The organism is Paenarthrobacter sp. NPDC089322 (assembly GCF_040684895.1).
Classification (GTDB): domain Bacteria; phylum Actinomycetota; class Actinomycetes; order Actinomycetales; family Micrococcaceae; genus Arthrobacter.
Genome location: NZ_JBFBGW010000004.1, coordinates 140621 through 156261, shown reverse-complemented (window position 1 = coordinate 156261; position 15641 = coordinate 140621). Strand labels below are relative to the sequence as shown.

At 63.1% G+C, this 15641-nt stretch carries 11 protein-coding genes; all 11 read right to left on the bottom strand.

Annotated features, from left to right (window positions below):
• Positions 1–53: 53 nt before the first annotated feature.
• Positions 54–2288 carry an AAA family ATPase gene (locus AB0N65_RS06365; protein ID WP_364159220.1) on the bottom strand — a complete coding sequence of 745 codons (2235 nt, stop codon included), beginning with the start codon at positions 2286–2288 and terminating at the stop codon, positions 54–56.
• Between the two features lie 69 nt (positions 2289–2357).
• On the bottom strand, positions 2358–4289 hold the full coding sequence (locus AB0N65_RS06360; protein ID WP_364159217.1) for a DUF5107 domain-containing protein: 1932 nt from the start codon (positions 4287–4289) through the stop codon (positions 2358–2360).
• A gap of 1 nt (position 4290) precedes the next feature.
• Complete coding sequence (locus AB0N65_RS06355) at positions 4291–4572, bottom strand: glycoside hydrolase domain-containing protein (RefSeq protein ID WP_364159215.1); 282 nt, start codon at positions 4570–4572, stop codon at positions 4291–4293.
• Between the two features lie 130 nt (positions 4573–4702).
• Positions 4703–5467, bottom strand: a complete 765-nt coding sequence (locus tag AB0N65_RS06350; protein ID WP_364159212.1) for a copper homeostasis protein CutC — start codon at positions 5465–5467, stop codon at positions 4703–4705.
• 22 nt (positions 5468–5489) lie between these two features.
• Positions 5490–5906 carry a thioesterase family protein gene (locus tag AB0N65_RS06345; RefSeq protein ID WP_364159589.1) on the bottom strand — a complete coding sequence of 139 codons (417 nt, stop codon included), beginning with the start codon at positions 5904–5906 and terminating at the stop codon, positions 5490–5492.
• 71 nt (positions 5907–5977) lie between these two features.
• Positions 5978–8062 (bottom strand): ABC transporter ATP-binding protein, encoded by a 2085-nt coding sequence (locus AB0N65_RS06340; protein ID WP_364159210.1) that lies wholly within the window; start codon positions 8060–8062, stop codon positions 5978–5980.
• A complete protein-coding gene (locus tag AB0N65_RS06335; protein ID WP_364159207.1) occupies positions 8059–9792 on the bottom strand; it encodes an ABC transporter ATP-binding protein in 1734 nt (577 codons plus the stop codon). Before AB0N65_RS06335 ends, AB0N65_RS06340 begins: the two co-directional genes overlap by 4 nt.
• Positions 9793–10008: 216 nt before the next feature.
• Positions 10009–12090 carry an MFS transporter gene (locus AB0N65_RS06330; RefSeq protein WP_364159205.1) on the bottom strand — a complete coding sequence of 694 codons (2082 nt, stop codon included), beginning with the start codon at positions 12088–12090 and terminating at the stop codon, positions 10009–10011.
• 10 nt (positions 12091–12100) lie between these two features.
• A complete protein-coding gene (locus AB0N65_RS06325) occupies positions 12101–12583 on the bottom strand; it encodes a MarR family transcriptional regulator (protein WP_364159202.1) in 483 nt (160 codons plus the stop codon).
• 178 nt (positions 12584–12761) lie between these two features.
• Positions 12762–14465, bottom strand: coding sequence for a thiamine pyrophosphate-binding protein (locus AB0N65_RS06320; protein ID WP_364159200.1), 1704 nt, complete (start codon positions 14463–14465; stop codon positions 12762–12764).
• Positions 14462–15517, bottom strand: coding sequence for an agmatinase (speB, locus tag AB0N65_RS06315; RefSeq protein ID WP_364159197.1), 1056 nt, complete (start codon positions 15515–15517; stop codon positions 14462–14464). Before speB ends, AB0N65_RS06320 begins: the two co-directional genes overlap by 4 nt.
• Between the last annotated feature and the right edge of the window lie 124 nt (positions 15518–15641).

Here is a 15641-nt window from a genome sequence, read left to right as displayed (position 1 = left end):
CCGCGCGGGCGGAGGCGCTGGCCGGCGCCCGGCCGGGGCGCGGTGGAATGGCCTTAGCGGGAAGCAAGTCGTCCCAGCAACTGGTCCAGGCCGAAGCGTTCTTCCAGCTGCGCCCGGTTCAGCTGCCCGTGATAGTGCTCCTCCAGCAGCGGCATGAGCTCGTACTTCCAGATCCGGCGGAGGCCGGTGGGATTCTGGGCAGCGCTCTTCATAAAATAGGACGGCCCGATCATCAGGTCCCGGTCCCAATCGTCGATGGCGTCGTTAAGGGCGTCCAGGAGGTCCGCGTTGAGCGTATCCAGGCCGCGCGCTTCCAGGAACCGCCGCAGCGAACCCCGCACGGGCTCCACCTTCGGGTGCAGTTCAATGAACGCGAAACGGCGGCGGATGGCGGCGTCCATCATGGCGATGGAGCGGTCAGCCGTGTTCATGGTGCCGATGATGTAGAGGTTGTCCGGCAGGCTGAACGGCTCATTTGGGCTGTACTGCAGGTAGATGCGATCGTCCCGGTACTCGAGCAGGAAGTACAGCTCGCCGAAAACCTTGGCCAGGTTGGCGCGGTTCATCTCGTCAATGATCAGGAAGTACGGCTTGTGCGAGTTCTCCGGCTTGGCTGCTTCCTCGGCGAGCCGACGCAGCGGCCCCGCGACGAGCTTGAAGGAGACCTGACCGTCGTCGGTCTTGTCCGGCCGGTACCCCTCAAAAAAGTCCTCGTAGGCGTACGACGGGTGGAACTGCACCAGCTTCACCCGTTCATCGGTGCTGTCACCAGCCAGCTCCGCGGCGAGGTGCTTGGCCAGGTACGTCTTTCCGGTCCCCGGCGGACCGTACAGGACCAGTTGCCGGTTCTCCTCGAGCAGTTCCGCAATCTCCTTCAGCGGTTCGAGGTCCATGTGCAGGGACGCTGCGAACTCTTCCGTGAGGGGTCGGAAACCTTGCTGGACAACTTCGACGGCGGCCGTGGGCGGCGCTTCGTCCTCACCGTCGGTTTCGGCCTCGACAGGGAGCAGTTCCTGGAGAGCCTGAATGACCCGGGTAACATCCACGAGGATGCCGGGCGTGGACAGTTGCCGCTGCGCGTGGCGCGGGAGTTCGGTGATGGCGTAGCTGTCATCGAACCAGCGGACTTTGCGGCGGATCCGCCGGTTGTCCTCGTGATGTTCGGGTTCGCCGAGGACCACGCCGACCCGTACCCGACCGGCATGCTGGTAAAGGGTGAGGTCCCCGGGCTTCATGACCGTGAGGAAGGCGAAGACGGCGGTCTTGGTGTCCTCGCGTTCCACGTATCCGAGGTGCTTGTAATCCTCGTCCACCGCGTGCTGCACCACTCCTGCCGTGACGCCCGCGGTCAGTGCACGCAGGTGCTCAACGTCCAATGTGGCTTTTTCTTCGGCAACCCAGGAGGCCAGCAATTCGGCATTGTCGTGGTGGGTGCGCAGGAGCCAGGACCGACGGCCCGGGTCCCCCACCTTCCGCCACTGGCTGACAAGCTGTCGGGCGTACCAGTCGATGCGCTGGCCTGCTTGCTCGTCCAGGTGCAAGCGGATGCGATGGATGTCCGCCGTGATGTCTTCGTCGGAGTCGCCCTTGGCACCACCGACCAGCGAGGCGAAAGCATCGCGGATTTCCCGGCGCTCCACATCAGCCACGACGGGCTCGAAGTAGCTCGGCCACACCAAATACTCGATGCTACGCCGCAGGGCGGGCTGGTCCTCAGGCGTACCCGCAGCGAGTTCGTGGAACTTCAGGGGATCAGCGAGTGCCTGATTGATGGTTTCTGTGCTTTGGCTGTCCACGTGCATCACGAAACGGCACAACCATGTCAGGTGGTCCCAAATGGTCCAGTTGAACTCGGCGGTGCGGTCCCGGATCACTCCGTGGTCGGTCATGCCGTCGTAGAGTTCCTCGGGCAGTTCAACGGGCGGCTCAACCCAGGACGCAGCCTCGGCAACCCGGGCGCGCTTGACGCGAAGGGACTTGACCTCATGCGCCAGCGGCAAGGACTGCAGGAACAAGAGTTCCACGGCCAGGAGTTTGGCCTCCCGCGAAGCACCTTCCAGGTTTTGCCGGAGGTTGGTCATCATGGGCGCTTTGGAGTCCTCCACGCCACGCTCAAGCCGTTCCAGCAGTTCACCGGCAGCGTCCGCGGTCCAGGTCAAGGTCCTGCCGTCCAGCGCTGAGGGTTTACCGTGAAGCGCCGGACCGAGCACATACCAGGCCGCGTCTTCGATCTCCTTTGAGATTCCGGGGGCGCGGTCAAGGGCTGTTTTCACGGAGGGGGTCACCATGCCAACTTACCTTGTTTGGATTACCCAAGCATCTGGATATCCACAGCCCCCGAGCCGGCCGGGATCGCGTCAGTGCATCCCAAACTGATACGCGGCGGGCACGGGTTCGCCAGGACAAACCTCTTCCCACAAGGCAGAAATCGCGTCCTCACCCTCGCGAAGGTCCGGAATCTCCACTCCATCCCGCAGGATGGCGGCCGCTTCAGCGGCGTTGCCCACACGTGCCAGCGCCAGTGCCTTGAGGAACGTCAAACGCCCGACGGCGGCGCCCTCCTTGGGTGCCGACTCCGCCAGTTCCAGCGCCAAGCCAGGGTCGTCGCGCCGGATGGCCAGTGTTACTGCCTCCGTGAGCAGTGCGGTGGTGGAAGGGGCGGTCTGGACCCCTTTAGTGACTTCGGCAAGGCCGTCCTGGTTCGCTCCTGCCGCAAGGAGGGCCAGCCCCAGCCCGCGGTGGGCCAAGGCCTTGGTTCCCGGGCGGACACTCTCCGCGGACACGACCCGACGGTATCCATCCCGTGCACCCTTCAGGTCCTGGCGCGCATGCCGCATGGTCGCAAGGTGGAACAGTGCCTCCGGACTTTCCTGCGACTCCAGCAACTGCTCCCAGTCAGCGCCGGCAACAAAGGAGGGCGCGCCGTCGAACGCTTTTCCCTTGAGCAGCCCGAGCCACGGTTCCTGTTCCGGCGTGACGCTTTCCGCCACGAAAGGCGTGCCGCTCTCGTCCACCCATCCCCCGCCGGTTTTCCGGCGCCGCGCGCGCTCCACCACACCCCAACCGCTGCCGGTCAAGAGCATTCTCGACGGCGGGACATCGGCATTGTTGATGGCCGCCGGCAACATGGCTTCCAAGTGTTCGTGCGGCAAGAGCTCCTCCAAACGTTGGCCTGCATGGGCCACCGCGGCGTCCCAGTCGCTGCCGTGGGACGTTGACGGGTCCAAGTGCCCATTGCCGTAGGCCTCCACCCACGCCCACTGAGTCCTCGCCGGCATGGCAAGGTGCTCAAACTGCGTCTGTGCCAGCCCCGCCTGAATCTCCGCATAGGGACCCGCTCCGGGGCTCAGCCACTCTTGCCATCGTTTGCCGCCTTGTCCCTGCCCCCAAACGAACAGCTTCTTGCCCCGCAGCAGGCCAGTGGACAGCATCGCCAGCCCGTCGCCGTCGTCGTCCGCTGCCACAACCCACCGCCGTTCGGAGGGGTCGATGTCGAAGAAGAAGTCTGCCGCATGCGGGCTGTTGACCAGCCACGTGCCGTCGTAGCCCTCATGTGCCGTGGGCCTTACACGCGTGATGTCACTGGTGTAATCACTGCCGTAGGCCTCGTGCGCCGGAGCAATCACGCGCGTGCGGTCCGTTTCCGGAATAGCAGCGTTGCTCCACCAATACATGGGGACGTCGTGGTTGTTGGGATTGCGGATACGCACCGCGGCGAACAGCACATCCGAATCCTGCGGAAGCCAGATGTCCACCTGGAACACCACTTCCCGGAGCCGCTCGAACTCCCACATCCTCAGCACATGCTTGCCGTCCGGGGTGTGAACGATCGCGGTGTGCAGCGGGTCGCAACTGGTGGGCGAGTGGCCGCGCGTTCCGATGTTCCATTCCAATCCGCCCGCAAACCACGCCTTGCGCAGTGCGATGTTGGCCAGTTGCGGGGCACCGTGCGTATGGAGCAGCTGCTTGCCGGTGGTTTTGTCGAGTAGCTCCCAGATGCGTCCGCCCAGCGACGGAATCACCGTCGCCTTGAGCTTGGCGTTTTCCAGTACGACGGCGGGCAGCTCCTTGGGTGCCGCGCGGCGGCTGTAGCCGTCCTGCATCAAGTACGGGAAGACATTGGGAACCACGCCGTAGCGGGCCGAAGCCTGGAGTTCTTCCGGCACGCCCTCCCCCACGGTGTAGGGCTGGTCAAGCTCGGCCGCCACCACAGGAAGCGGGTTCAACGGACCGATGTCAGCCATGGTCAAGGAAACGGTGGTGACAGTGATGTTTGCCGGATCTACCACTTCAGTATCCAATCGTGAGGAGGAGCCCGCTGTTTGGCTCGATGGTGATGGTCTCGCCGGGCTGGAAGCGGGCGGCGGCTTGGAAGCCTTGGATGACCAACGCTTCTACACCCACCGACGCAAGGTGGGCCGATCCGGCGTCGAAAATCAACTGCACGTCCACAGTCTCCTCGGACCAGGAGGCGAGCGCCTGTCCTGCCGGGCCGGCGTGGCTGGTCTGCGCTGTGTGTGCTTGTCCGGCGGGACGGGTCATGGCCGGGGTGAGCGGATCGGGCAGCGGCATCGCTGGGCTCCTGAAGTTGGCTTCCGGGGTGGTTCGACCGAGATGGTGAATCCTTACATCATTCCGGCGTCCCGCGAAGCCTGTAAAGGGTATTGCGATGCGCGATAGGTGCGATCAGGGGGTTTCGGGTTCAAGTCCGCCGTTTCAGGTTGACCGCGTTCACTGCGGCCCTCGCGGCCCTGACCGTCTCCCGATCCGTCACTGTGTACGCCGTGGGATCAGCGCCGTCCTGGCTGCCAAGGGAGACGGTTGATGCTCGGAGCGTTGAAACAGTCCTCTTGGCCGACAGGTGCACGGCAGAGAGACCTGCTGCATGCATGGCCGGGATGTCGTCAAGGGTCAGTCCTCCCCCGGCCATGATTTCCAGCGCCCCGCCCGCATGCTCCACGAACCTGGAGAGAGTCGGCAGGCCAGCCCCCGCAGTTGCTTCATGACCTGACGTCAGGACCCGGGTAAAACCAAGCTCCAGGAGGGCATCCAGCGCGGTCAATGGGTCCACGGAGTGATCGATGGCGCGGTGGAACGTGATTTGGGCGTCGGGGTTTGCCTCCAGGACGACATCCCGGAAGCGGCGCGTTGCCCGCAGGTCGAGACTGCCGTCCGCCCCCAGGGCACCAACCACAACGCCGTGTGCACCCAGTTTGAGGAGGTGCCTGATCTCGTGAACCATGGTGTCCACGTCCGAGGCGGAGAATAAGAAGTCCCCGGGGCGGCAGCGCACCAGCGGGTGAACCTCAAGGCGTCCATCCACGTGCTCAAGGCTTGCTTCCAGGAGGCCTTGGCTGGGCGTGACTCCGCCCAGTTCCAAGCTGCTGCACAGTTCGATCCTGTCTGCGCCTTCAGCAGCGGAGGTTCCTGCGCCGGCGGCACTGGTCACGGCAATCTCAAGCTTCATGGTGAAACTCTACGTGGCAGGCTCAGGCCCGGTAGGCCTGGAGCTTCTCTTTTTGCTCCGGAGTGAGCCTGAGAACGCGGCCTGTTTCCTCCGCCACAAAGGCCAGGTGTGTGCTGGCCTTGACGCAGTCCTCGCGGGTCACAGGATCCTTAATGACGTAGTGAAGATCGAAGCTGGCCCCCTTGATGGCGCCCACCCAGATCTCCACCACGGCTGGGATGTTGCGGTACTCCAAGGTCCGGACATACCGGACCTTGTGTTCCACCACGAGGGTCATAACCCCTTCGCCAACGTCATTGAACAACGCCGCCGGAGGGTCGACGCCGGGCAGGCCGGCACCGGCCGGTGGGCCGAAGGCCGCAATGCGGGCTTCCTCCAGCATGCGCACGATCTGCACATTGTTGATGTGGCCGTAGGCATCCATGTCGCCCCAGCGCATAGGCACCAGGACCTCAATGCGCCGGGGCGTTACCGAAGCCTCGCCGGTGCCGGCAGGGGTGGTTTCAGTACTCAGCTGTGCACCGCCGTCGAGTCATCCACCGAGGCCTCTTCAGCGTTTTCACCGGCAAACTGCGACATGTACAACCGGTAGTAAGCGCCGTGAAGTGCCAGAAGCTGGCTGTGATTGCCTTGCTCCACAATTTGCCCGTTTTCCATCACCAGAATGGTATCGGCATCCCGAATAGTCGAGAGACGGTGGGCAATCACGAAGCTGGTCCGGTCCGTGCGGAGCGCTGCCATGGCCTTTTGCAACAGCAGTTCCGTGCGGGTGTCCACGGAGCTCGTGGCTTCGTCCAGGATCAGGAGTGAAGGATCGGACACGAACGCCCGGGCGATGGTGATGAGCTGCTTTTCACCCGCGCTGACGTTATTGCCCTCTTCATCGATGATCGTTTGGTATCCGTCGGGCAATGCACGGACAAAGCGGTCCACGTAGGTGGCCTTTGCCGCCTCCATGATCTGCTCCTCGGTAGCGTCCAGGTTGCCGTACCGGATGTTGTCGTAAATGGTGCCACCAAACAGCCACGCATCCTGCAGCACCATTCCCACCTTGGTACGGAGTTCGGCGCGGCTGAGATCGTTGATGTCCACGCCATCCAAGGTGATGCGTCCGGAGTTGAGCTCGTAGAAGCGCATCACCAGGTTCACCAGCGTGGTCTTTCCTGCACCAGTCGGGCCCACGATTGCCACTGTGTGGCCGGGCTCCGCGCTGAATGACAGGTCCTCAATGAGCGGCTTGTCCTCCACGTAGCTGAAGCTCACGTGCTCGAATTCCACGTGTCCGTCAGTCTTGGACGGCAAGTGGCGCTTGGCCGTCTCTTCCATTTGCTCGTCTGCGTCCAAGAACTCGAAGACGCGCTCCGCCGAGGCCACTCCGGACTGCAGCATGTTCGCCATTCCGGCGATCTGTCCAAGGGGCTGGGTGAACTCACGGGAGTACTGGATGAAGGCAGTGGCGTCGCCCAGGCTCATGGAGCCCGAAGCAACACGAAGGCCACCCACCACGGCGATGCCCACGTAGGAGAGGTAGGACACGAAGTTCATCGCGGGGAAAATGATGCCCGAAACGAACTGCGCACCGAACGATGCCTTGTACAGTTCCTCGTTTTTCTGGTCGAATCGCTCCAGCATGTCCGCGTCGCGGCCGAAAATCTTGACGAGGTCGTGCCCGGAGAAGGACTCCTCAATCTGCCCGTTCAAGGCGCCGGTGTTCTTCCACTGGGCCGCGAAGAGCTTCTGGCTGCGTGCGCCGATCATGCCGGCCATCACACCGGAGAGCGGCAGGGCAATGAGGGCGATCAGCGCCAGCTCCCAGGACACGATGAACATCATGACGATGATGCCGAGCACGGTCAGCACGGAGCTGACCAGCTGGGCAAAGGCCTGCTGCAGGCCCTGCTGGACATTGTCGACGTCGTTGGTGACCCGCGAAAGGATGTCGCCGCGTTGACGGGTGTCGAAGTAGTTCAGCGGAAGACGGTTGAGCTTCGCTTGGACTTCGTCGCGCAGATTCTTGATCACGCGCATGACGATCCTGTTCAGCAGCCACCCCTGGGCCCACAGGAAGATGTTGGCCACGAAATACATCAGCAGCACGATCGAGATCAGGAATGTCAGCTTGGGGAAGTCGATCCCGTTGGTCAGCTCCATTTTGGACACCATGTCCGCAAAGTTGTCCTGACCCTGCTGGCGCATAAGCTCCGCAAACTGCTCCGGGGTTACGCCCGGCGGGAGTTGCTTGCCGATGACACCGCCAAAGATGACGTCCATGGCACTGCCGAGGATCTTCGGCGCGATGACGTTGAGGACCACCGAGACCACCACAAGGCCGATCACGATGTAGACACCAACGCTCTCGGGCTTCAGCAAGCCCATGAGGCGTTTGGCGGAAGGCCAAAAAGCCTTGGCCTTCTTGGCCGGCACATCCCCGAACATGCCGCCGTCGGCTTCAGTAGGGACGTATTCTTCCTCGACGAAATCTTCATCGTCCAGGACTTCGGTGGCTGCCTCTGTCTCTGCGTTGGCACGTGCTGCCTTTGCGGCCTCGGCCTTGGCAGCCCAGCCGCGCTTCTTTTGCTGGTCCTGCCCGCTCATGCCACTTCCTCCACGCTCAGCTGGGATTCGACGATTTCCTGGTAAGTGGGTGATGTTTCCAGGAGCTCCTCATGCGTTCCGCGGTCCACGATCCGACCGTTGTCCAGGACCAGAATCTGGTCTGCCTCGGCAATGGTGGACACACGCTGGGCCACGATGATCACAGTGGCGTCCTGGGTTTTCCCCTTCAACGCCTTGCGCAGGCGGGCATCGGTGGCCACATCCAGTGCGGAGAAGGAATCGTCGAAGAGGTACACATTTGGCTTGGTGACCAAGGCCCGGGCAATGGAGAGCCGTTGCCGCTGGCCGCCGGATACGTTGGTGCCGCCCTGGGCGATGCGCCTCTCCAGCCCGGACGATTTCTCCATCACAAAGTCCTTCGCCTGGGCGGTTTCCAAGGCATCCCACAGCTCCTGGTCGGTGGCCTCGGGCTTGCCGAACCGCAGGTTGTGTTCGATGGTGCCGGAGAACAGATAAGGCTTCTGTGGAACAGCGGCCACGCGACTGGTGATTTCCGAGGCATCCAGCTGGGTGACAGGCACGCCGTCGAGCAGTACCTCGCCGGAAGCGACGTCGTAAAGCCGCGGCAGCAGCGAGATCAGGGTGGTCTTGCCGGCACCGGTGGATCCGATGATGGCGAGGGTCTGCCCGGGTTCGGCCGTGAACGAGACATTGCTCAGGACCGGAGCCTCTGCCCCCGGGTACTTGAAGGTGACGTCACGGAACTCCACGCGCCCCTTCTTTTCAGCGGGCACCACCGGAGCGGTTGGGTTATGGATGGAAGGCTCGACGTCGAGTACCTCGCCAATGCGGTCGGCACAGACAGAGGCGCGGGGAATCATCATGGCCATGAATGTTCCCATCATGACGGCGATCAGAATCTGGAGCAGGTACTGCAGGAAGGCCGTCAAGGCACCCACTTGCATGTCCCCCGAATCGACGCGTTGCCCGCCGAACCACAGCACCGCTGCCGTGGACAGGTGCAGGATCATGCCAATGGCCGGGAACATCAGCACGAACAGGTTGCCGATCTTTACCGAAACGGCGGTGAGGTCCTGGTTCGCTTCGCCGAAACGCTTGGCCTCGTAGGGCTCCCGGACGAAGGCCCGGACAACGCGGATGCCGATGATCTGCTCGCGGAGTACACCGTTGATGGCGTCGATCTTGGCCTGCATGGAACGGAAGAGCGGCATGAGCCGGACCACCAGGTAACCCACCACGGCCACAAGGACAGGAACGGAAACCCACACGAGCCAGGAAAGGCTGAGATCCTCCCGCAGCGCCATGATGATGCCGCCCACGCACATGATGGGGGTGGAGACCATGAAGTTCAGGCCCATCAGCACCAGCATCTGGACCTGCTGGACATCGTTGGTTCCGCGGGTGATCAGGGTGGGCGCGCCGAACTTGTTGACGTCCTGGGCCGAGAAGCTGCTGACCCTCCGGAAAACGCTGCGGCGAAGGTCACGGCCGATTGCCATGGCAACGCGGGAGCCGAAGTACACGGCCGCGATGGCGGTCAGGACCTGGCCCAGGGCAACAGCGAGCATAAGGGCGCCGGTCCGCCAGATGAAGTCCGTGTCACCACGGGAGACTCCCTCGTCAATGATCTGGGCGTTGAGGCTGGGGAGGTACAGGGTGGCAATGGTGGACGCCAACTGGAAGATGAGGACGGCAACAATCTGCGGCAAATACGGTTTTGAATAGCGCCGTATCAGGGTGACAAGCATGCCCACGGATCCTTAAGGAGAGTGCGTGAATGAGGTAAGAGAAGTTCTAGCAGCAGGCGCTGACAGTATTAGCCTCCCCACTCTACGAAATCCGTTGCCCCGGCGAAACAACTTCAGGAAAAGATCATCCCAGCGGACTATCTCTGCGCTGCAACCGTGTTGCGGAAACCGGAAGACGCCGGCTGGATCGACTCCAGCCGGCGCCTGTGGGCCTGCCTAGCCTGCGTGCTTGCCGTGGTCTGCCCTGCCACCACGGGCGTCCACGCCCTGAAGAAGCATCAAGGCCATCCGCTCCTGTTGCCTGCGTTCCCGCTTAAGTTCCTTGCGGAGCCCTGCCAGTTCCGCTGCGGTGAGGGCCTGTTGTTCGGCTACCGACTGCAGCTCACGGAGCCGGGACTGAAGTTCAACATTGGCTTTGCTCAGCTGCAGTTGCTGTTCAGCAAGGACGTATTGTGTACGCGACAACTGGTCCTGGAGGTCCTTCACCTCCGCAGGGGCGTGCGGACGCTCCTGCGTCAGGATTCGTGCAAACTCCAAGTCCAGGTCTTCCACTGTGCGATCCGTTCCTGGCCCCGAGGGGGCTGCGGATCGTGGCCCGCCGGAAACCGGGAGTGCGGCACCCGGGTGAGTTCCGGCGTCGGGCATTTCAACGGCAGGTGAGGCGTTCACCGCATCCAGGGAGGCAGTGTCCAAAGACATTCCGGCCTCCCCCGATGCTGTGCCGATCAGTTCCTTTTCCGGCGCAGCATCAACGGTCCGCCGCAGTGGACGTTCCTTGATGAAAAGGACGGCAAGCAGGGCAACTACGCTGATGATCGCTGAGATCAGGAAGATCCGGGCCGTCGCATCACCGTAAGCAGCTCGCATGATGTCCCGGATCGGTGCGGGCATGTCGGCGAAATCCATGCTCGCTCCGGAAGCTCCGCCTTCCACGTGGATGCCTGCCGAGGCCAGGCCCTGGACCGCAAGCTCCTTCACGTGATTGGACATGATCGCACCAAGGACAGAAACACCAATCGCGCCACCCACGGAGCGGAAGAACGCCACCGACGCGCTTGCCGTCCCAATGTCCTTTGCCTGCACAGTGTTCTGGACCGCAAGCACAAGGTTCTGCATCAACATGCCCAGGCCCAGCCCAAACACGGCAGTGTAGATCGCGACAACCCACAGTTCCGTGGTGTGGTCCATGGTTCCGGCGAACGCAAGTCCGCCGATCAACAACACGGATCCGGCGACCAGGAATCTCTTCCACTTACCGAAGCGGCTGATCAGGACACCGGATGCCACAGAACCCAACAGGTTGCCGGCGATCATCGGAAGTGTCAACAGCCCGGCCTCGGTGGGAGTAGCACCGCGGGAGACCTGGAAATACTGGCCCAGGAAAGTCGACGAGCCGAACATCGCTATGCCCACAGCCACAGACGCGATGATGGCCAGGGCCGTGGTCCGTTCGGAGATGATCTTGAGCGGAATGATCGGTTCAGGCACCTTGGTTTCCACGAGGACAAGGAGTGCCAGCAGTGCAACGCCGCCACCGACCATGAGGGCGGTCTGCCAGGAGAACCAGTCGTAGTAGTCGGGGTTGCCGGCGAACGAAACCCAGATCAGGAGCAGGCTCACGCCCGATGTCAGGAGGATGGAGCCGAGCCAGTCGATCCTGGCCGGGCGTTTGACGTGCTGGATCTTCAGAGTGACCTGCAACAGGATCAGTGCGATCACCGCAAGCGGCACGCAGACGAAGAACGTCCATCGCCAACCAAGAGGGCTGTCAACGATGAAGCCACCCAGGAGCGGACCGCCGGCAGTACCAACGGCCATCACCGCCCCCATGTAACCGGAGTACTTGCCGCGGTCCCGCGGCGGGATCATGGAGCCGATAATCGCCTGCGCCAGTGCCGTCAGGCCACCCATGGCAACACCCTGGATGACCCGTGCGGTCAGCAGGAGCGGGATGGTCTCGGACAGCCCCGCCATGACTGATCCTGCGACGAACACGATGATGCTCAGTTGGACCAGGAGTTTCTTGTCGAAGAGGTCGGCGAGTTTGCCCCAGATGGGCGTTGTGGCCGCGTTCGCCAGGAGCGCTGCCGTAATGACCCACGCGAAGTCCGTTTGTGTGCCCTTGAGTTCGGACATGATCGTGGGCAGGGCGTTGGCGACGATCGTACTGCTGAGGATCGCCGTGAAAAAGGCTGCGAGGAGGCCCGTGAGGGCTTCCATGATCTGCCGATGTGTCATCGGTGCGCTGCCCGCGGTGGCGATTGCCGCCGTCGAACCTTGAACTGCGGGTTTGGCCATACGTTGGCTCCTAAGCTGTGTGAGTCGTTGTGGTGGAGCCGGCCGCCGTTGCCCGGATTGAGTCCTTGAGGGACTCTGTGAGTTTGTTCAGCACTTGGGATGCCTCGAGCGCATCGTCTTCGCTCCAGTCCGCCAGGTAGTCCCGGAGCCTCGCGCTTCGCTGTTCTTCGAATTCGCGAAGCTTCGCCGCGCCCTGGCCCGTCAAGGCGAGGAGCTGCGCCCGGCCGTCTGCCGGATCTTGGCGCCTGATCACAAAGCCAAGTTCCTCAAGCTCCGTGATGTGCCGGCTGAGCACCGGTGCGCTGACGCCCAGGCGCATTGCCAGGTTGGTGGCCCGGGTCTCCCCCTCCCCGATGAAGCGCATCACGCCCTGGACCGCCATCCCGACGTCGGGCACGCGGGCCATGTGGGCAGTCACCACACATCGCAGCGTGCGCTGGAGATCGAAAATCTGATGCACGAGATCGGTTGCTGTGGCAGAACCGACGGACATAGAAACACCCCTTTTGTTTGCCTAAAGCAACCATACCCCACTTTGGTTGCTTTGGGAAACTAAAGAAGCGCGGTGTGGCCCGCTCTACGTCGCATATGCACGTTTGGGGCGCAGAACAGGCCCCACAACACGAGAACCCCCGCACGAGGACCGTGCGGGGGCTGTTCGCTGGGGGTTTTTAGTTATCCAAGTGGGTGGGGCCGAACATCTTCAGGAGGGTTTCAACCACGACGACGTTGGGTCCGTCCGCGGCGAAGGACGCCTTGAGCGCGTCCCCCACTTGGTCCGGTTCAACCCTGCGGGCCGGGACGCCGAAGGACTCTGCCAGTTGCACGAAGTCCGGGCGGGCGAGCTCAGTGGCTGTGGCTTTCCCGAACGCTCCCACCATGTACTCGCGCAGGATGCCGTAGCCGCCGTCGTCCACGATCAGCCAGGTCACAGGGATGTTGTGCTGCTTGGCGGTGGCGAGCTCGGAAATGGAGTACATGGCGGACCCGTCACCGGATACCGCAAGCACCCTGCCCGGCTTCCCTGTGGTCTCCAGGCCGACGGCACCGCCGATCGCCGCGGGGAAGCCGTAGCCCAACCCGCCCGCGCCTTGGGCGGAGTGGAACTGGCCGTCACGGGCGTCCCAACAAGACCAACCCCAGTAGGCGGAAATGGTCATGTCCCAGAACGTCTGCATGTCCGCCGGGACGGCCTCACGGATATCGGCCATGAACTTCAGTTCCTTGGCCAGGTCTTGGGATTCCAGGCGTGCCTTGACCTTGGCCAGGGATTCTTTGACGAGGTCCTCGGGGCTGGTGCCATGCCAGTCACGTGGAGTCGCGCCGGCGGCCCCGGCCTCGGTGAGGGCCTGCTCCAAGGCCGCAAGGGCCTGGCCGGCGTCGGCGCGGATGCCCAGGCCCGGCCGGTTGGACTCCAGCACGCGGGGTTCGGCGTCGATCTGGATGATCCGTCCACGCGGCTCGAACGTGAAGTAGTTCGAGGTGACCTCACCCAAGGACGAACCGATCACTATCAGCACGTCCGCGTCCTCCAGGACGTCGGTCATGTACCGGTCCTCGATCCAGGACTGCAAGGACAGCTCATGGTTCCACGGGAACGCGCCATTCCCGCCGGGAGTGCAGATCACCGGGGCACGCAACTGTTCCGCGATGGAGAGCAGCGACTTCTCGGCCCGGCCACGACGGGTACCGCCGCCTGCGATGATCGCCGGACGTTCCGCCGTCGAGAGCCACTTCACGGCTTCCCTGATCAACTCCACCCGGGGCGGGTTGTCCGCGGCCTCGGCGAGCGCGTCCTCCACAGGCGGGACCATGATGGGGTCGAGCAGCACGTTCTGCGGAATCTCGATCCACACCGGGCCCTGCGGCGAGGAAATCGCCTCCGTCCACGCATCCTGGATGGCAGACGGGATGCCCGAGGCGTGCTGGATCAGCCGCTGGCTCTTCGTGACGTTGGCTGCCGAGGCCTTCTGGTCATCGAGCTGGTGCAACATGCCCTTGCGGCGTGCGCCCAATCCCTCCAACGGGATCTGGCTAGCCACCACCACCATCGGAACGCCGGTGGCGTAAGCCTCCTGCAAACCGGCCAGGGACGTCAGCGCACCCGGGCCCGTGGACAAGAACAACACCCCCACCTCGCCCGTGGCACGGGAATACCCGTCAGCTGCGAAGGCCGAGTTGTTCTCCACCCGCGACGAGACAAAGTGCAGGTTGCCACGGCCCATCGCATCGAACAGACCCAGCGCGTGCTGTCCGGGGATACCGAAGACGGTCTTCGCGCCCAGCGCTTCAAGGGTTTCGACGACGAGGTCCCCACCGTTGCGCTGTCCGCTCTCTTTGGTGGGAGCTGCTGTGCCGGGATCGAAGTCGATCATCGCTGCGTAGCCTTGGCGAGTTCTTCGATACGGGCGCCGAGTGCCTGCTGGGCGTAGCCGTTCGGAGCACCGTGACGGTCGCCTTCCACGGCGTTGTCCGCCATAAGGGTCACGAGTTCGTATGCAACATGGCTACCGGCGACGCCGGTGATTTCGGCATGGTCGTAGGCGGGTGCAACCTCCACGATGTCCGCACCAACGAGGTTCATGCCGCGGAAGCCACGGATGATCTCAAGCAGTTCGCGGCTGGTGATGCCGCCGGCTTCGGGGGTACCGGTGCCGGGAGCGTGCGCCGGATCCAGGACATCGATATCCACGGAGATGTACAGGGGGCGGTTGCCGATGCGGTCCCGGATCTTTGCCACGGTCTCGGCCACGCCCTGGTAGTAGACGTCAGCGGAGGTGACGATTCCGAACCCGAAGCGATGGTCGTCGTCGAGGTCTTTCTTGCCGTACAGCGGACCGCGGGTACCGACGTGGCTGATGGCCTCGGTGTCCAGGATGCCTTCCTCGACTGCGCGGCGGAACGGGGTGCCGTGCGTGTATTCAGCGCCGAAGTATGTGTCCCAGGTGTCCAGGTGGGCATCGAAGTGCAGCATTGCAATCGGCTCGCCCGCACGCTCGGCGGCGGCCCTCAGGAGGGGAAGTGCAATGGTGTGGTCGCCGCCCAGGGTCACGAGCTTGCTGCCGTTCGCTGTCAGATCCAGGGCGTTCTGCTGAATGGTTTCGATGGCCTCGTTGATGTTGAACGGATTGACAGCCATGTCGCCGGCGTCCGCAACCTGGATGTTCTCGAACGGGCTGACATCCCAGGCAGGGTTGTAGGGGCGCAGCAAACGGCTCGCTTCACGCACGTGGTTGGCACCGAAGCGGGCGCCGGGACGGTATGAAACGCCTGAGTCGAAGGGGACGCCGACTACCGTGACATCAGCCTGGGCGACCTGGTCCAGGCGCGGCAGGCGGGCATAGGTGGCGGCACCGGCATAACGCGGAATGCGGGACGAATCGATGGGACCGAGATTGCCATTGGCCTCAATGCGAAGCTCTTCCAAAATGCGCCACTCCTTAAGTAGACAGGTGGGATTGGATCATTGACTGTGATACCCATCATACACTCAAAGTTGCCTAATATGAATCATCTGTTTACATCCTCCCGTGGACTGGCTGGAAGGTGAT